The organism is Bacillus sp. 196mf (assembly GCF_003217275.1).
Taxonomy (GTDB): Bacteria; Bacillota; Bacilli; order Bacillales; family Bacillaceae_G; genus Bacillus_A; species Bacillus_A thuringiensis_S.
The window spans coordinates 79,344-97,859 of sequence record NZ_QJTG01000019.1; the positions used below are offsets into that span (position 1 = coordinate 79,344).

Sequence of the window (18,516 nt, forward strand, 5' to 3'; positions counted from 1 at the left end):
TTTTAATTTTTCTGTGCTAATAGTTCTAAAATACGATTTAAATCTTCTTTATTAAAAAATTCAATTTCGATTTTACCTTTTTCTTTTTTCGTCTCTTTAATTTTCACATCTGTGCCAAACTTTTCTCTTAAGAACGTTTCACGTTCTACGAAAAATATATTTCGCTCTTTTTTCACTTTTTTTGTTTCACGTGAAACGTGTTGATTAATCTCTTGGACGATTTTCTCTAATTGACGAACATTTAATCCTTCTTTTTCAATGCGTTTCAATAAGGACTTCAATTGTTCTTCGTCTTTTATCGTAAGTAAAGTTCTCCCATGAGCCATTGAAAGTTGACCATTTGCAATCATATCTTGGACGAACGAAGGGAGGCTTAATAACCGAGTATAATTTGCAATGTAAGGTCTGCTTTTGCCAAGACGTTTCGCTAATTGTTCTTGCGTTACATTTAGCTCATTCATTAACATCTGGTATGCCATTGCCTCTTCCATAGGATTTAAATCTTCTCGTTGTAAGTTTTCTAACAAAGCAAATTCCATCATTTGCTGTTCAGTTAATTGTCTTACAACCGCAGGTACCTTTTCTAAACCAGCCTCTTTTGCAGCACGAAATCGTCTTTCACCTGCAACGATTTCATATCCTTTAATACTCTTTCTAGCAATTAATGGTTGTAGAATACCGTGTTCCTTAATCGAAATTGCTAATTCCTGAATAGCCTCTTTATTAAAGTGTTTACGCGGTTGATATGGATTTGGCCTTAATTCAGTTACAATAATCTCCTGAATTGTTTCCTCTTCTTTCACATCTAAATCAGGAAAAAACACATTAATTCCTCTTCCTAATCCTTTAGCCACCTGCAATCACTTCCTCTGCTAAATCTATATATACTTCTGCTCCTCTTGATTTAGCGTCATACTGCATAATAGGTTTCCCATGACTTGGAGCCTCGCTCAAGCGTACATTACGCGGAATAATCGAGCGATATACTTTATCCCTAAAATACTTTTTCACTTCATCTATAACTTGGATCCCTAAATTTGTACGAGCATCCAACATTGTTAACAATACGCCTTGAATTGCTAAATTTTTATTTAAATGTTTTTGTACAAGTCGAACTGTATTTAATAGCTGACTTAATCCTTCTAGTGCATAATATTCACACTGTACAGGAATAATAACAGAATCTGCTGCTGTTAATGCATTAATCGTTAATAACCCTAAAGACGGGGGACAGTCGATAATAATATAATCATATTCATCACGAACTGGCTGTAATGCTCTTTGCAAACGTACTTCCCGGGAAATAGTCGGTACCAATTCAATTTCAGCACCAGCCAATTGAATTGTAGCGGGTAGAACATCTAAGTTTTCAGTTGCGGTTTTCTGTATAACCCCTTGAACATCTGCATCTTCCACAAGAACGTTGTAAATACATTGATCTAATTCAGATTTTTCAATTCCCACACCAGTCGTTGCATTTCCTTGAGCATCAATATCTACAAGAAGGACTTTTTTACCTACTTGCGCCAATCCAGCCCCTAAATTAACAGATGTTGTGGTTTTTCCAACACCGCCTTTTTGATTAGCAATAGCAATGATTTTTCCCATGATGTCACCTACTTTCAACCTTTCTATCTTATTCTAGTAACAATTACGTTTATTGTAACATGAAATAAAACTTTTTCTTTTACGTCCTTTATTAAACTTCAAAATTTATTTCTAAACTCCTTCTTCATTTAACAAGAAAATATAGTAAAAGAGACCTCTCCAATAGGATAAGGTCTCTAACACGTCATTATTATTTTTTCTTTGGAATTTTAATTGTAATTTGATAGTACTCATCAAATTCTTCTTCCTCAGAATTAACATTTAAACCACTTTCAGTAACCATTTGTAAAGATTGTCTAATTGTATTCATAGCAATCCTCGTATCTCGACTTACTGCTTTTTGCTTTGCCTTACGCTTCGGTTTTGCTTCCTCTAGTAACTTCGCAATTCGTTCTTCTGTTTGCTTTACATTCAGTTGTTTCTCCACAATTTCCTGTAAAACCTTCAGTTGTAATTCCTCATTTTTTAAAGGAATGAGAGCGCGGGCATGACGTTCTGTAATGCTTTTTTCTAATAATGCACTTTTTATTTCTTCAGGCAACTTTAACAATCGCAACTTATTTGCGATTGTAGATTGTCCTTTTCCAAGTCGTTGTGCCAATGCTTCTTGTGTTAAATTATGTAACTCAATCAGCTTTTGATATGCCACAGCTTCCTCGATTGCCGTTAGTTCCTCACGTTGCAAGTTTTCAATTAAAGCTACAGAAGCTGTCTCTGTATCATTTAAGTTCTTTATAATTGCAGGAACCTTTTCCCAACCTAACTTTGTTGCCGCGCGAAAACGTCTTTCTCCAGCAATAATCTCATACTTATCGTCCTCATATTGCCTTACAACAATAGGCTGAATAAGTCCATGTGTACGAATCGTTAATGCTAGCTCATCAATACGCGCATCATCAAAAACTGTTCTTGGTTGATAACGGTTAGGGGTAATATTTACTATCGGAATTTCTTGTATTTCCTCATATACCTTTTTATCTATCTCTTCATGGCTTTCGTCTTGTAATTCGAATTCGCTCTCTTTATCTCCAAAGCCAAATAAACGAGAAAACGTATTTTTCATACATATTCCACCACCTTTTAGGCCTATTGACTATTCTCCATAAAATGTTTCCTATGAAACATTTACGTTTTCATTTATATAATTTAATCTTACGTCTAATAAGATTTATTTTTCAATAGGTAATTTATTGGGTGTTCCCGGTTTGCGTGGATATTTCTTTGGTGTCTTGCGCTTTTTCTCGATTAATAAAATATTACGTTCACTCTCTTCAAACGGTAATTGGAACGTAGACATCTCTTTTAACTCTCCGCCTAGAACCTCTAAAGCATACTTGCCATTTTCGATTTCTTCGTTTGCTGCTGCACCTTTCATTGCAATGAATGTTCCTCCAACTTTTACAAGTGGTAAACATAGCTCACTTAATACAGAAAGACGCGCAACTGCACGTGCCATTACAATATCGTATGATTCACGTACACCTTCTTTTTTCCCAAATGTTTCAGCACGATCATGACAAAATGCAACATCACTTAATTCTAACTTTTGTGCTAAGTGATTTAAGAAATTAATACGTTTTTGCAATGAATCTACAATTGTTACTTTTAAGTGCGGGAAACAGATTTTTAAAGGAATACTTGGGAATCCAGCCCCTGCACCAACATCACAAATTGAGAATGGTTTTGAAAAATCATAATAAAAAGCAGCTGTAATGGAATCAAAAAAGTGTTTTAAGTATACTTCTTCTTTTTCTGTAATAGCCGTTAAGTTCATTTTTTCATTCCACTCTACTAATGTTTCAAAGTAGATTTTGAACTGCTCTAATTGTCTAGAAGAGAGGGTGATTCCCTTCTCTTCTAGCATAGATTGAAATTGTTCTATGTTCATCTAGCAATATCTCCTTACTATGTTATTGGTTCGATACGCGCGCAATTTTTCCTTGTTCTATATACACAAGTAAAATGGAAATATCCGCTGGATTTACGCCAGAAATACGTGAAGCCTGCCCCATTGAAAGTGGACGAACATCTTTCAATTTCTGTCTAGCTTCTGAAGCAAGGCTAGAAATCGCATCATAATCAATATCTACAGGGATTTTTTTACTCTCCATTTTCTTCATTCGCTCTACTTGCTGTAAAGATTTTTCAATATATCCTTCGTACTTAATCTGAATTTCAACTTGTTCTGTAACTTCATCACTTAATTCTACTTCACTTGGTACTAAAAGATGAATATGCTCATATGTCATCTCTGGACGACGTAATAAGTCACTTGCACGTATTCCATCTTTCAATTCACTTCCGCCAATATTGCGAATTAATTCTTGAACTTCAGGACGTGGTTTAATAATAATGCTGCTTAAACGTTCCTTTTCCTGTTCAATTTGTAATTTTTTATTTGTAAATCGCTCATATCGCTCTTCTTTAATTAATCCAATTTCACGACCAACTTCAGTTAAACGAAGATCAGCATTATCGTGGCGTAATAATAGACGGTATTCTGCACGAGACGTTAATAAACGATATGGTTCATTTGTACCTTTCGTTACAAGATCATCAATTAAGACACCAATATAAGCATCCTCGCGGCCTAAAACAACTTCTTTTTTACCTAAAGAACGGCATGCTGCATTAATCCCAGCCATAAGTCCTTGTCCTGCCGCCTCTTCGTAACCAGAAGTTCCATTAATTTGTCCTGCTGTATATAAATTTTTAATCTTTTTCGTTTCAAGTGTTGGCCATAATTGTGTTGGCACAATTGCATCATATTCAATCGCATAACCTGTGCGCATCATTTCAACATTTTCTAGGCCTGGAATTGTTCTAAGCATGTCACGTTGTACATCTTCTGGTAGGCTTGTGGATAAACCTTGTACATATACTTCTTGTGTATTACGCCCTTCTGGCTCTAAGAAAATTTGATGACGTGGTTTGTCATTAAATCTTACTACTTTGTCTTCAATAGAAGGACAGTACCTAGGGCCTGTTCCTTTAATCATACCAGAATACATAGCTGAACGATGTAAATTTTCATCTATTAAACGGTGTGTTTCTGTACTTGTATATGTCAACCAACATGGAATTTGATCCATAATAAATTTCGTTGTTTCAAAAGAGAACGAACGCGGCTTATCATCACCTGGTTGAATTTCTGTTTTACTGTAGTCAATTGTATTACTGTTTACACGCGGAGGTGTCCCTGTTTTAAATCTAACAAGATCAAATCCGAGCTCCTCTAAATGCTCAGATAATGTAATAGACGGTTGTTGATTATTTGGACCGCTTGAATATTTTAAATCGCCCATGATAATCTCGCCACGTAAAAATGTTCCAGTGGTAATTACAACGGTTTTCGCTGTATATTCTGCACCAGCTTGTGTAACTACCCCTTTACATATACCTTCTTCAACGATTAAACGCTCTACCATTCCTTGGAACAACGTTAAGTTTGGTGTTTCTTCAATTGTTTTCTTCAATTCATGTTGGTAAGAGAATTTATCAGCTTGCGCTCGAAGTGCACGTACAGCTGGACCCTTACCTGTATTTAGCATACGCATTTGAATATGAGTTTTATCAATATTACGTCCCATTTCTCCGCCTAATGCATCAATTTCACGAACAACAATCCCTTTTGCTGGTCCACCAACAGAAGGGTTACATGGCATGAATGCTACCATATCTAAGTTAATTGTTAACATTAATGTTTTTGAGCCCATTCGTGCTGCCGCAAGACCAGCTTCACATCCTGCATGACCTGCACCGATTACTATGACATCGTATGAACCGGCATTGTATCCCATTGTTTATTCCTCCTAATAATCTCTATCTTTCTAAAACATCACTATATTATTTTCCTAAACAAAATTGAGAGAACAACTGGTCAATTAGGCTTTCATGGACTGTGTCACCAGTAATTTCACCAAGTATTTCCCACGTTCTTGTTAAATCAATTTGCACCATATCAATTGGTACACCATTTTCTATTGCCTCAATTGCATCACCGATTGTTTGTCCCGCTTGTGTTAATAATCCAATATGTCTCGCATTAGAAACATATGTCATATCTGTAGAATCGATTGTTCCTTCAAAGAATAAATCAGCTATTGCCTTTTCGAGTTCATCTATTCCTTGTTCCTCAATTAAGGATGTTGTAATAACACGATTTCCCTCGGCTAACTCTGTAACACGTTCCATATCAATCGATTGCGGTAAATCAGTTTTATTCACAATAACAATAAAGTCTTTTCCTTGTACCGCATGGAATAGATCTTCATCCTCATTTGTTAAAGCCTCGCTATAGTTGACAACAACTAATACTAAATCTGCTTGGCTCATCATTTCTTTTGAACGCTCCACACCAATTCGTTCAACAACATCTTCTGTCTCACGAATACCGGCTGTATCTATAAGTTTAAGAGGTACGCCACGCACATTAACGTACTCTTCAATAACATCACGAGTTGTTCCTGCAATATCAGTTACAATTGCTTTTTTCTCCTGAACAAGGCTATTTAATAACGATGATTTTCCAACATTAGGCCTACCGATAATTGCTGTAGCAATACCTTCACGTAAGATTTTCCCTTGTTTTGATGTTTCTAATATTTTTTCGATTTCCGAACGAACATGCGTTGCTTTCTCAATTAAAATATTATGTGTCATCTCTTCTACATCATCGTATTCTGGATAATCTATATTTACCTCAACATGAGCTAATGTTTCTAATATTTCTTGACGTAAGCGACCAATTAATTTAGATAATCGCCCTTCCATTTGATTAATTGCTACATTCATCGCACGATCTGTTTTTGCTCGAATCAAATCCATAACAGCTTCTGCTTGTGATAAATCGATACGTCCATTTAAAAAAGCACGTTTTGTAAATTCGCCCGGTTCTGCCAATCGTACTCCTTGCGCTAGAATAAGTTGCAATACTTTATTTACTGAAACAAGTCCGCCATGACAGTTAATTTCCACTATATTTTCACGTGTAAAAGTCCTCGGTGCGCGCATAATAGACACCATAACTTCTTCAATAACTTGATTTGTATCTAAATCAACGATATGACCATAATGAATAGTATGAGAAGAAACCTCTGTTAAATCCTTCCCTTTAAAAATACGGTCAACTTTCTCAACCGCATCATCCCCACTTACTCGAACAATGGCAATTGCACCCTCTCCAAGCGCTGTGGAAATCGCAGCAATTGTATCAAATTCCATGTCCTTTCACCTCACTTGCTTATTTATCTCTATTTCAACATGATTATTTCTTTCACTAAATTATTAGGATACCATAACGAACCTATCTACAAAAGAAGAATAACTCATTTTATTATATCCCCATGTAAAAAACACTAAACTTATTCACAGTGGATAAGTTTAGTGTTTTTTAGTTATCCACATCTATTTTTCGCTCAAAAAAACCGGCACTCATTTGAGCAACCGGTCATTTAGGAGATATTACAACATGCCGATGTGGTTCATTTCCTTCAGAAGTTGTTTTGATACCTTGATGATTTGATAATGCCTGATGAATAATTTTTCGTTCAAAAGATGGCATCGGTTCTAAAATAACTCTTTTTTTCGTATTAGATACTTGTTTCGCTAATCGATAAGAAAGTGATTCTAACGTACTTTTTCTTTTACTACGATAATTTTCAGCATCTAGTGTAATACCGATATACTGCTTCGTGTTACGATTTGCGACAAGTTTTGTTAAATACTGTAAAGAGTTCAATGTATTACCTCTTTTTCCAATTAAAACTCCTACATCATCACCAGAAATTGTAAATTCAATCTCGCGTCCTTTTACAATTTTACTAATTTCAACTTCCACACCCATATTGTGAATAACATTTCTTAAATATTCTTCACATTCCTGAATTGGATCTTTCTTCAATACAACTTCTACTACTGCAGGACGATTCCCAAATAAACCTAAGAACCCTCTTTTACCCTCATCGACAATATTTATATCTACTCGATCTTTTGATGTGTTTAATTGCCTTAAAGCATCCTCTACTGCCAGCTCGACTGTTTGTCCTTTAGCAGTAATTATACTCACTTGCTTGAGCCTCCAGCTTTGTTAGCCTTAATCTCTGGCCCTTTGATAAAGTACATTTGAGCAATACCAAAGATATTACCAACAACCCAGTAAAGTGATAATGCAGCTGGGAAGTTAATTGCAAAGATTAAAATCATAATCGGCATAAGCCAAAGCATCATTGCCATTTGCGGATTTTGACCAGCTGTTCCTGCCATTGCAAGCTTTTGCTGAATAAATGTCGTAATTGCCGCAACAACTGGTAAGATATAGAACGGATCTGCCTGTCCTAAATCAAACCATAAAAATGTATGTTCACTAATTGCTGTTGTTCTCATAATCGCATGATAAAACGCGAATAAAATAGGCATCTGAACAAATATCGGTAAACATCCTGCCAATGGATTTACACCATTCTTTTGATATAACTGCATCATTTCTTGTTGTAGTTTTTGCTGCGTTGCTTGATCTTTAGAACTATATTTCTCTTTTAACTTCACCATTTCTGGTTGTAACGCTTGCATTGCCTTTGTACTCTTCGTTTGTTTAATCATTAATGGTAATAATGCAAAACGAATGATAAGAGTTGTAATAACAATTGCTAAACCGTAATTACTGTTAAATAAGTCGGCAAAATACGTGATTAACTGAGAAAGTGGATATACGAAATATTCATTCCAAATCCCAGTACTTTTCGATGTAATCGGCTGACCCGTTTCACTACAACCGGTGGCAATCGCCATTAATGCAACGACCATGGCTAGTAAACCTAATTTCTTTTTCAAAGCCTACTCCTCCTTGTATCGGTATGTATATAGTGTAATTCATTTCCTTACGCTACTTTTTTATTCTTTTCATACCAGAGCGTTTAAAGACATGAATTAAGCTTTTCTTTACTTCTTCATATGTCATCTCTGCACAAGGCTTCCTTGCTATTATAACAAAATCTTTTCCAGAATCTATCTCATCTTTTAACTCTGTAATAGCCTGACGGACCATGCGCTTAATTCGATTACGAACTACTGCATTTCCTATTTTCTTGCTAACAGAAAGGCCGATGCGAAAGTTTGGCTGTTCTTCTTTATCTAATTGGTATACAACAAACTGACGATTCGCATTTGATTTTCCTTTTTGAAAAACCGCCTGGAATTCATCATTCTTCTTTATACGATGTTTTTTCTTCATATCAATTGACACTCCTGTATTTCATCAGCGGAAATTCACTATTATTAGAAAAAAAGACCACTGAACGATCAGTGGTCTACGCAGATAATACTTTTCTTCCTTTACGACGACGAGCTGCTAGCACTTTACGTCCGTTCGCTGTGCTCATACGGCTGCGGAAACCATGTACTTTGCTGCGCTTACGTTTATTTGGTTGGTAAGTTCTTTTCATTATATGACACCTCCCTGAGGAATATCTGTTAAAGACAGTCCTATAAATTATAGTTAATTAACTAGGAAAATGTCAATGGTTCTAGAAATTTTCATCAAATATTCATTTTGAACCTATTCACATACTTTTTCACAGCATCTATATTTCCTTGTGGATAAATGTTTTTTCACGTTTTTTATATCCACAAACTTTTTTCCCACTTTTACACAGTATATCGTGTTGTGGACAAGTTTATTCCACAAGGTATTGATTTTGTGGATAACTTTCTTAAATTCATTGCTATAGCCACTTTTTTTTGATATTATAGTTGTGTTTTCACTTTGAATAAGTTTTCCACGCCTTTATCTTATCCACAATTTGTGTATAACATGTGGACAGTTTTAATCACATGTGGGTAAATAGTTGTCCACATTTGCTTTTTTTGTCGAAAACCCTATCTCATATACAAACGACGTTTTTAGGTTTTAAAATACGTTTCGTATAAATATACATTTTATATTTATTAGGTTGTACATTTGTTGCGCAACCTTATTCTTTTACCATCTTAGTAAAGGAGGGACACCTTTGGAAAATATCTCTGATTTATGGAATAGTGCCTTAAAAGAATTAGAAAAAAAGGTAAGCAAGCCTAGTTATGAAACATGGTTAAAATCAACAACGGCTCATAACTTGAAGAAAGACGTATTAACGATTACAGCTCCAAATGAATTTGCTCGTGACTGGCTAGAATCTCATTACTCAGAACTAATTTCGGAAACACTATACGATTTAACAGGGGCAAAATTAGCAATTCGCTTTATTATTCCCCAAAGTCAATCGGAAGAGGACATTGATCTTCCTCCAGTTAAGCGGAATCCAGCACAAGATGATTCAGCTCATTTACCACAGAGCATGTTAAATCCAAAATATACATTTGATACATTTGTTATCGGCTCTGGTAACCGTTTTGCCCATGCAGCTTCATTAGCTGTAGCCGAGGCGCCAGCTAAAGCGTATAATCCACTCTTTATTTACGGGGGAGTTGGGCTTGGAAAGACGCATTTAATGCACGCAATTGGTCATTATGTAATTGAACATAATCCAAATGCAAAAGTTGTATATTTATCATCAGAAAAATTCACGAATGAATTTATTAACTCTATTCGTGATAATAAAGCTGTTGATTTTCGTAATAAATATCGCAACGTAGATGTTTTATTGATAGATGATATTCAATTTCTTGCTGGAAAAGAACAAACTCAAGAAGAGTTTTTCCATACATTTAATGCATTACACGAAGAAAGTAAACAAATTGTAATTTCTAGTGATCGACCACCAAAAGAAATTCCAACTTTAGAAGATCGTCTTCGTTCTCGCTTTGAATGGGGACTTATTACAGATATTACGCCGCCAGATTTAGAGACACGAATTGCAATTTTACGCAAAAAGGCAAAAGCTGAAGGGCTTGATATACCAAATGAAGTTATGCTTTATATCGCAAATCAAATTGATTCAAATATTCGTGAATTAGAAGGTGCACTTATCCGAGTTGTAGCTTATTCATCTTTAATTAATAAAGATATTAATGCTGATTTAGCAGCTGAAGCACTTAAAGATATTATTCCAAATTCTAAGCCGAAAATTATCTCTATTTATGATATTCAAAAAGCTGTCGGAGACGTTTATCAAGTAAAATTAGAAGATTTTAAAGCGAAAAAACGCACAAAATCAGTTGCGTTTCCTCGCCAAATTGCAATGTATTTATCACGCGAACTTACGGATTCCTCTTTACCAAAAATAGGTGAAGAATTTGGTGGACGTGATCATACAACAGTTATCCATGCCCATGAAAAAATTTCTAAACTACTAAAAACCGATACGCAATTACAAAAGCAAGTTGAAGAAATTAATGGTATTTTAAAGTAGTAGCTGAATAGTGTGAATAACTTACCTTGTTTTACGCACAGTCTATCCACATGTAGATAGACTGTTTTTACATCCTTCAAAGGGGTTATCCACATATCCACAAGCCCTATTACTATTACTACTATTTTTTATCTTTATTAATTAAATAAAATCTTATACTTACCGGAGGTTTTTCTTTATGCGTTTTACAATACAAAAAGACTATCTTGTAAGAGGTGTACAAGATGTAATGAAGGCAGTTTCTTCTCGTACAACAATCCCTATCCTTACGGGAATTAAAGTTGTAGCTACTGAAGAAGGGGTTACATTAACAGGAAGCGATGCTGATATTTCTATTGAATCGTTTATTCCAGTCGAAGAAAATGGAAAAGAAATCGTAGAAATAGCTCAATCAGGAAGCATTGTTTTACAAGCAAAATATTTTAGTGAGATTGTAAAAAAACTACCTAAAGATACTGTCGAAATTTCTGTGGAAAATCATTTTATGACAAAAATAAAATCTGGAAAATCAGAATTTAACTTAAATGGTTTGGATTCTGCAGAATATCCGTTATTACCACAGATTGAAGAACATCATGTATTTAAGATACCAACAGATTTACTTAAGCATATGATCAGACAAACTGTATTTGCAGTTTCTACTTCTGAAACAAGACCAATCTTGACAGGTGTAAACTGGAAGGTATATAACAGCGAGTTAACTTGTATTGCAACAGATAGTCATAGACTAGCACTTCGAAAAGCGAAAATCGAAGGACATAATATTGCAGATGAATTTCAAGCTAATGTTGTTATCCCAGGTAAGAGCTTAAATGAATTAAGTAAGATTCTAGATGAGTCTGAAGAAATGGTGGATATCGTTATTACGGAGTATCAAGTATTATTCCGTACAAAACATTTATTATTCTTCTCAAGATTGTTAGAAGGAAATTATCCAGATACAACACGTTTAATTCCAGCAGAGAGTAAAACGGATATTTTTGTGAATACAAAAGAATTCCTACAAGCAATTGATCGTGCTTCACTATTAGCGAGAGATGGCCGCAATAACGTTGTCAAATTATCAACTTTAGAGCAAGAAATGCTAGAGATTTCTTCGAATTCACCAGAAATCGGAAAAGTTGTCGAAGAAGTACAATGTGAAAAAGTGGATGGAGAAGAGTTAAAAATATCTTTTAGTGCAAAATATATGATGGATGCATTGAAAGCCTTGGATAGTACAGAGATTAAAGTTAGTTTTACTGGGGCGATGAGACCGTTCTTAATTCGTACAGTAAATGATGATTCAATTATTCAATTAATTTTACCAGTTCGTACTTACTAGGTAAGGAATAAGGGTTGCTAGTTTAAAGATGCTAGTGGCCCTTATTTGATTTTTGGGTATTACTTTCCTAATGTTAGTTTATTTAGTACAATGAAAGAATGAACACTTTCAGAAAGTGAGCGATTTTATGAAACATATTAAAATTTCAACAGAGTATATTACACTAGGACAATTTTTAAAGTTAGCTGATGTAATTGATACAGGTGGCGCTGTAAAATGGTTTTTACAAGAATATGAAGTGTACGTGAACAACGAACTTGAAAATAGAAGAGGTCGCAAACTATATGCGAATGATGTTATTGAAATTCCAGGAAGCGGAACTTTCCAAGTTCAGGCATAAAGGGGGAGCCCTTTGTTTATTTCAGAAATACAATTAAAAAACTATCGCAATTATGAAAAATTAGAGCTTTCCTTTGAAGATAAGGTAAATGTAATTATCGGCGAAAATGCACAAGGGAAAACAAACTTGATGGAAGCTATTTATGTTTTAGCGATGGCGAAATCTCATAGAACCTCTAATGATCGCGAACTTATCCGCTGGGATGAAGAGTTTGGTCAAATAAAAGGGAAATTACAAAAAAGAAACAGTTCTTTGTCTTTGGAATTAAATATTTCGAAAAAAGGTAAAAAGGCAAAATTAAATCAACTTGAACAACAAAAGTTAAGTCAATATATTGGCGTGATGAACGTTGTCATGTTTGCCCCAGAAGATTTAAATCTTGTAAAAGGAAGCCCTCAAGTAAGAAGACGCTTTTTAGATATGGAATTAGGACAAATAGCTCCTGTATATTTGTATGAATTAAGTCAATATCAAAAGGTGCTCACGCAACGAAATCACTTGTTGAAAAAAATGCAAGGGAATAGTAAGAATGAGGAAACGATGTTGGATGTATTTACCCTTCAACTAATTGAGCATGGTGCAAAAATACTGCAAAAACGTTTTGAATTTTTGCATTTGCTACAGGAATGGGCAGCTCCAATTCATCGCGGTATAAGCCGTGGATTAGAAGAGTTAGAAATTGTCTATAAACCAAGTGTAGATGTATCAGAATCAATGGATTTGTCGAAAATAAAAGAAGTATACTATGAAAGTTTTCAATCTGTGAAACAACGTGAAATTTTCCGTGGTACGACTTTAATTGGTCCTCATCGTGATGATTTACAATTCTTCGTTAATAGTAAAAATGTTCAAGTCTTTGGTTCGCAAGGACAACAACGAACGACCGCACTATCCCTAAAATTAGCTGAAATTGAATTAATTTATTCAGAGGTTAAAGAATATCCAATCCTTTTACTGGATGATGTTTTATCAGAATTAGACGATTATCGTCAATCACATCTGTTAAATACAATTCAAGGAAAGGTGCAAACATTTGTTACAACGACGAGTGTCGACGGAATTGAACACGAAACATTAAAAGATGCGAAAACAATTCATGTAACGAACGGCACGGTAGATTGTGAAATAGATAGGGCATAAACCCCTGTTTAAATGGAAAAGTAGGTGATCTTTGTGTCAATGGAACAAAAACAAATGCAAGAAAATGCATATGATGAAAGTCAGATACAGGTACTTGAAGGACTAGAGGCAGTTCGGAAACGTCCGGGTATGTATATTGGATCTACGAGTGGGAAGGGACTTCACCACCTTGTATGGGAGATTGTCGATAATAGTATCGATGAAGCGTTAGCAGGATATTGCGATGAAATTAACGTTAGTATCGAAGAAGATAATAGTATTCTTGTAACGGATAATGGACGTGGTATTCCAGTTGGTATACAAGAAAAAATGGGACGTCCTGCAGTAGAGGTTATTATGACTGTCCTCCACGCTGGTGGTAAATTTGGCGGTGGCGGTTATAAAGTTTCTGGTGGTTTGCACGGTGTTGGTGCATCTGTTGTAAATGCCTTATCAACAGAATTAGAAGTATTTGTACATCGTGATGGCAAAATCCATTACCAAAAATACGAAAGAGGTATTCCGGTTGCAGATTTAAAAGTCATCGGTGATACAGATAAGACTGGAACAATAACTCGCTTTAAACCGGATCCAGAAATTTTTAAAGAGACGACAGAATATGAATTCGATACGCTAGCGACTCGTATGCGTGAGTTGGCGTTTTTAAATCGTAATATTAAATTAACAATTGAAGATAAACGTGAACATAAGCAAAAGAAAGAGTTCCACTATGAAGGTGGAATTAAATCATATGTTGAACATTTAAATCGTTCAAAACAACCAATTCATGAAGAGCCTGTATATGTAGAAGGTTCAAAAGATGGTATTCAAGTTGAAGTTGCGCTTCAATATAACGAAGGATATACAAATCATATTTACTCATTTACAAATAATATTCATACGTATGAAGGTGGTACACATGAGGTAGGATTTAAAACTGCCTTAACACGTGTGATTAACGATTATGGTCGTAAAAATAACATTTTAAAAGATGCGGATAGTAATTTGACTGGTGAAGATGTTCGTGAAGGTTTAACAGCAATCGTGTCAATTAAACATCCAAATCCACAATTTGAAGGGCAAACGAAGACGAAACTTGGAAATAGTGAAGCGAGAACGATTACGGAGTCAGTATTCTCTGAGGCTTTTGAAAAATTCTTACTGGAAAATCCCAATGTTGCACGTAAGGTTGTAGATAAAGGGACGATGGCAGCACGTGCGCGTGTAGCAGCTAAAAAGGCTCGTGAGCTAACTCGCCGAAAGAGTGCTTTAGAAGTTTCAAGTTTACCAGGGAAATTGGCAGATTGTTCTTCTAAAGATCCAGCAATTAGTGAAATTTATATCGTAGAGGGTGACTCTGCGGGTGGATCTGCAAAACAAGGACGCGATCGTCATTTTCAAGCAATTTTACCGCTGAAGGGTAAAATTATTAATGTTGAAAAGGCACGCTTAGATAAGATTTTATCAAATGATGAAGTTCGTACAATTATTACGGCGATTGGTACAAATATTGGTGGGGACTTCGATATCGAAAAAGCACGCTATCACAAAGTTATTATTATGACCGATGCTGATGTTGATGGTGCGCATATTCGTACCCTATTATTAACGTTCTTCTATCGTTATATGCGTCAAATAATTGAGTGTGGATATATATATATCGCACAGCCACCTTTGTTTAAAGTGCAACAAGGTAAAAAAATTCAATATGCTTATAATGATAAAGAACTTGAAAAAATATTAGCTGAGTTACCAGCCCAGCCGAAACCAGGAATTCAACGTTATAAAGGTCTTGGAGAGATGAATCCAACTCAGCTATGGGAGACGACAATGGATCCAGAAGTACGTTCGTTACTTCAAGTTTCCCTTCAAGATGCAATAGAAGCAGATGAAACATTTGAAATTTTAATGGGTGATAAAGTGGAACCGCGTCGTAACTTTATCCAAGAGAATGCAAAATACGTGAAAAACCTTGATATTTAAATGAGTAATGACAGGAATCTAAGTATTCCTGTCTTCTACATATAAATCAATGTATGTGTAACGGAAATATAAGAGGAGGTGCTCGTTGATGTCAGACAATCAACAACAAGCACGAATTCGAGAAATTAATATTAGTCATGAAATGCGTACCTCATTTTTAGATTACGCAATGAGTGTTATCGTATCTCGTGCATTACCAGATGTTCGTGATGGATTAAAACCTGTGCATCGTAGGGTTTTATATGCGATGAATGATTTAGGAATTACAGCTGATAAAGCGTATAAGAAATCAGCACGTATTGTCGGTGAAGTAATCGGTAAGTATCACCCTCATGGAGATTCAGCCGTTTATGAAACAATGGTACGTATGGCGCAAGATTTCAGTCAACGTTATATGCTTGTAGATGGGCATGGTAACTTCGGTTCTGTAGATGGAGATTCAGCAGCGGCAATGCGTTATACAGAGGCAAGAATGTCTAAGATTTCTATGGAATTAATACGTGATATTTCAAAAAATACAATTGATTACCAAGATAACTACGATGGTTCGGAAAGAGAGCCGATTGTATTACCAGCGCGTTTCCCTAATTTATTAGTAAACGGTACGACAGGTATTGCAGTTGGTATGGCAACAAATATTCCGCCGCATCAACTTGGCGAAGTAATTGATGGTGTGTTGGCATTAAGCCATAATCCAGATATCACTATCGCGGAATTAATGGAATATATTCCTGGACCAGACTTCCCGACATCAGGTTTAATCTTAGGGCGAAGTGGCATCCGTAGAGCTTATGAAACAGGACGAGGTTCTATTATGCTTCGTGCCAAAGTTGAAATTGAAGAGAAATCAAATGGTAAACAATCTATTATCGTAACGGAACTACCTTATCAAGTTAATAAGGCACGATTAATTGAAAAAATCGCAGAATTAGTTCGCGATAAGAAAATTGAAGGTATTACAGATTTACGTGATGAATCAGACCGAAATGGTATGCGTATTGTCATGGAAGTACGTCGTGACGCTAATGCAAACGTACTATTAAACAATCTATATAAACATACAGCACTTCAAACAAGTTTCGGTATTAATATGTTGTCTCTTGTAAATGGAGAGCCTCAAGTACTAAACTTAAAACAAAACTTATATCATTATTTGGAACACCAGAAGGTAGTAATCCGTAGACGTACTGCTTATGAATTAGAAAAAGCAGAGGCACGTGCCCATATTTTAGAAGGATTACGAATTGCTTTAGATCATCTTGATGAAGTTATTACGTTAATTCGCAGTTCAAAAACGGCTGATATTGCAAAGCAAGGCTTAATGGAACGTTTCGGTTTAAGTGAGAAACAAGCGCAAGCGATTTTAGATATGCGTCTGCAACGCTTAACTGGATTAGAACGTGAAAAAATCGAGCAAGAATATCAAGACTTAATGAAATTAATTGCTGAATTAAAAGCGATTTTAGCAGATGAAGAGAAAGTTCTTGAGATTATTCGTGAAGAATTAACAGAAGTAAAAGAGCGTTTCAATGATAAGAGACGAACAGAAATTACAATTGGCGGTATGGAATTTATTGAAGATGAAGATTTAATTCCTGAGCAAAACATTGCGATTACGTTAACTCATAACGGTTATATTAAGAGGTTACCAGCTTCTACGTACAAAACACAGAACCGTGGGGGACGTGGTGTACAAGGAATGGGTACGAATGATGATGACTTTGTTGAACACTTATTAACAACGTCTACTCATGATCATATTTTATTCTTTACAAACAAGGGTAAAGTATACCGTACGAAAGGATATGAAATCCCAGAGTATAGTCGTACTGCAAAAGGGCTACCAATTATTAACCTATTAGGGGTAGATAAGGGTGAGTGGATCAATGCCATTATTCCAATTCGTGAATTTGGTGACGACCAGTTCTTATTCTTTACAACGAAACAAGGTATTTCTAAGAGAACGCCACTTTCATCATTTGCAAATATACGTACAAACGGTTTAATTGCAATTTCGCTTCGTGAAGAAGATGAAGTGATTTCTGTACGTTTAACATCTGGCGATAAAGATATTATCGTAGGGACAAGCAACGGTATGTTAATTCGCTTCAATGAACAAGATGTACGTTCTATGGGCCGTAATGCAGCTGGTGTAAAAGCTATTACATTAGGCGAAGAGGACCAAGTAGTAGGTATGGAAATTGTTGAAGAAGATACGAATGTTTTAATTGTAACGAAAAACGGGTATGGTAAGCGTACTCCAGTTGAAGAGTATCGACTACAAAGCCGTGGTGGTAAAGGTCTTAAGACTTGTAACATTACAGATAAAAACGGTAAGTTAGTAGCGGTTAAGTCTGTAACAGGTGAAGAAGACATCATGCTAATTACAGCCGCAGGCGTTATTATTCGTATGCCAGTTGATCAAATCTCTCAAATGGGACGTAATACACAAGGTGTTCGTCTAATTCGTTTAGAGGATGAGCAAGAGGTAGCGACAGTAGCAAAAGCACAGAAAGATGAAGAAGAAGAATCTAATGAAGAGGTTTCTTCTGAAGAATAAGAGGGGGATTTTCCCCCTCTTATTTTTTTATAATAATACTTGCATAGTAATAGAAAAGTCTATATAATAGGCAGAGTCAGCAAATGAGAGATACAAATTATCTTGAAAAACTTGTTGACGAAAATAATATGCTATGATATATTATAAAAGTCGCTGAAACGCGATATTGAACTTTGAAAACTAAACGAAACAAACAACGTGAAACGTCAATTTTTATTTTTAGATGCTAGACAAA

General features: G+C 35.5%; 16 protein-coding genes. 6 read left to right on the plus strand and 10 right to left on the minus strand.

Features of this window, described 5'->3' with window-relative positions; genetic code table 11:
• Positions 1–2: 2 nt before the first annotated feature.
• From spo0J to rpmH, 10 genes are all read right to left on the minus strand, one after another.
• Complete coding sequence (gene spo0J / locus ATL10_RS22205) at positions 3–854, minus strand: stage 0 sporulation protein Spo0J (protein WP_078400658.1); 852 nt, start codon at positions 852–854, stop codon at positions 3–5.
• Complete coding sequence (soj, locus tag ATL10_RS22210) at positions 847–1,608, minus strand: sporulation initiation inhibitor protein Soj (RefSeq protein WP_000516114.1); 762 nt, start codon at positions 1,606–1,608, stop codon at positions 847–849. Before soj ends, spo0J begins: the two co-directional genes overlap by 8 nt.
• Before the next feature lie 190 nt (positions 1,609–1,798).
• Entirely contained in the window at positions 1,799–2,671 is an 873-nt protein-coding gene (gene noc / locus ATL10_RS22215; RefSeq protein ID WP_000799016.1) for a nucleoid occlusion protein, read from the minus strand.
• A 105-nt stretch (positions 2,672–2,776) separates the two neighbouring features.
• Complete coding sequence (gene rsmG, locus ATL10_RS22220) at positions 2,777–3,496, minus strand: 16S rRNA (guanine(527)-N(7))-methyltransferase RsmG (protein WP_001019628.1); 720 nt, start codon at positions 3,494–3,496, stop codon at positions 2,777–2,779.
• 22 nt (positions 3,497–3,518) lie between these two features.
• On the minus strand, positions 3,519–5,408 hold the full coding sequence (gene mnmG, locus ATL10_RS22225; RefSeq protein ID WP_000541052.1) for a tRNA uridine-5-carboxymethylaminomethyl(34) synthesis enzyme MnmG: 1,890 nt from the start codon (positions 5,406–5,408) through the stop codon (positions 3,519–3,521).
• A gap of 46 nt (positions 5,409–5,454) precedes the next feature.
• Positions 5,455–6,831 carry a tRNA uridine-5-carboxymethylaminomethyl(34) synthesis GTPase MnmE gene (mnmE, locus tag ATL10_RS22230; protein ID WP_110497548.1) on the minus strand — a complete coding sequence of 459 codons (1,377 nt, stop codon included), beginning with the start codon at positions 6,829–6,831 and terminating at the stop codon, positions 5,455–5,457.
• Positions 6,832–7,057: 226 nt separating this feature from the next.
• On the minus strand, positions 7,058–7,675 hold the full coding sequence (gene jag / locus ATL10_RS22235) for an RNA-binding cell elongation regulator Jag/EloR (RefSeq protein WP_000022795.1): 618 nt from the start codon (positions 7,673–7,675) through the stop codon (positions 7,058–7,060).
• Positions 7,672–8,439 (minus strand): YidC family membrane integrase SpoIIIJ, encoded by a 768-nt coding sequence (gene spoIIIJ / locus ATL10_RS22240; protein ID WP_000727740.1) that lies wholly within the window; start codon positions 8,437–8,439, stop codon positions 7,672–7,674. The genes jag and spoIIIJ overlap by 4 nt, the downstream gene beginning before the upstream one ends.
• A gap of 52 nt (positions 8,440–8,491) precedes the next feature.
• Positions 8,492–8,839 (minus strand): ribonuclease P protein component, encoded by a 348-nt coding sequence (gene rnpA, locus ATL10_RS22245; RefSeq protein ID WP_000726621.1) that lies wholly within the window; start codon positions 8,837–8,839, stop codon positions 8,492–8,494.
• A 76-nt stretch (positions 8,840–8,915) separates the two neighbouring features.
• Positions 8,916–9,050: a 50S ribosomal protein L34 gene (rpmH, locus tag ATL10_RS22250; protein ID WP_000831901.1), complete on the minus strand. Its 135-nt coding sequence runs from the start codon at positions 9,048–9,050 to the stop codon at positions 8,916–8,918.
• A 564-nt stretch (positions 9,051–9,614) separates the two neighbouring features.
• On the opposite strand from rpmH, the gene dnaA reads away from it, so the two are divergent.
• The 6 genes from dnaA (at position 9,615) to gyrA (ending at position 18,281) form a co-directional block, all read left to right on the plus strand.
• Complete coding sequence (dnaA, locus tag ATL10_RS22255) at positions 9,615–10,955, plus strand: chromosomal replication initiator protein DnaA (RefSeq protein WP_000428028.1); 1,341 nt, start codon at positions 9,615–9,617, stop codon at positions 10,953–10,955.
• Between the two features lie 178 nt (positions 10,956–11,133).
• The gene (gene dnaN, locus ATL10_RS22260; protein WP_001212886.1) at positions 11,134–12,279 is read left to right on the plus strand and encodes a DNA polymerase III subunit beta; all 1,146 of its coding nucleotides are present in this window, start codon (positions 11,134–11,136) and stop codon (positions 12,277–12,279) included.
• A gap of 127 nt (positions 12,280–12,406) precedes the next feature.
• Entirely contained in the window at positions 12,407–12,619 is a 213-nt protein-coding gene (yaaA, locus tag ATL10_RS22265; protein WP_000680510.1) for a S4 domain-containing protein YaaA, read from the plus strand.
• Positions 12,620–12,631: 12 nt separating this feature from the next.
• A complete protein-coding gene (gene recF / locus ATL10_RS22270) occupies positions 12,632–13,759 on the plus strand; it encodes a DNA replication/repair protein RecF (protein WP_000470755.1) in 1,128 nt (375 codons plus the stop codon).
• Between the two features lie 39 nt (positions 13,760–13,798).
• Entirely contained in the window at positions 13,799–15,721 is a 1,923-nt protein-coding gene (gene gyrB / locus ATL10_RS22275; protein WP_000435980.1) for a DNA topoisomerase (ATP-hydrolyzing) subunit B, read from the plus strand.
• Between the two features lie 88 nt (positions 15,722–15,809).
• The gene (gene gyrA / locus ATL10_RS22280) at positions 15,810–18,281 is read left to right on the plus strand and encodes a DNA gyrase subunit A (RefSeq protein ID WP_001282866.1); all 2,472 of its coding nucleotides are present in this window, start codon (positions 15,810–15,812) and stop codon (positions 18,279–18,281) included.
• The last annotated feature ends 235 nt before the right edge of the window (positions 18,282–18,516 follow it).

Excerpts from the sequence above, each read along its gene's own strand:
- soj (WP_000516114.1), bottom strand. The coding sequence starts at position 1,608 with ATGGGAAAAATCATTGCTATTGCTAATCAAAAAGGCGGTGTTGGAAAA.
- noc (WP_000799016.1), bottom strand. The coding sequence starts at position 2,671 with ATGAAAAATACGTTTTCTCGTTTATTTGGCTTTGGAGATAAAGAGAGC.
- rsmG (WP_001019628.1), bottom strand. The coding sequence starts at position 3,496 with ATGAACATAGAACAATTTCAATCTATGCTAGAAGAGAAGGGAATCACC.
- mnmG (WP_000541052.1), bottom strand. The coding sequence starts at position 5,408 with ATGGGATACAATGCCGGTTCATACGATGTCATAGTAATCGGTGCAGGT.
- mnmE (WP_110497548.1), bottom strand. The coding sequence starts at position 6,831 with ATGGAATTTGATACAATTGCTGCGATTTCCACAGCGCTTGGAGAGGGT.
- rnpA (WP_000726621.1), bottom strand. The coding sequence starts at position 8,839 with ATGAAGAAAAAACATCGTATAAAGAAGAATGATGAATTCCAGGCGGTT.
- rpmH (WP_000831901.1), bottom strand. The coding sequence starts at position 9,050 with ATGAAAAGAACTTACCAACCAAATAAACGTAAGCGCAGCAAAGTACAT.
- dnaN (WP_001212886.1), top strand. The coding sequence starts at position 11,134 with ATGCGTTTTACAATACAAAAAGACTATCTTGTAAGAGGTGTACAAGAT.
- yaaA (WP_000680510.1), top strand. The coding sequence starts at position 12,407 with ATGAAACATATTAAAATTTCAACAGAGTATATTACACTAGGACAATTT.
- gyrB (WP_000435980.1), top strand. The coding sequence starts at position 13,799 with ATGGAACAAAAACAAATGCAAGAAAATGCATATGATGAAAGTCAGATA.
- gyrA (WP_001282866.1), top strand. The coding sequence starts at position 15,810 with ATGTCAGACAATCAACAACAAGCACGAATTCGAGAAATTAATATTAGT.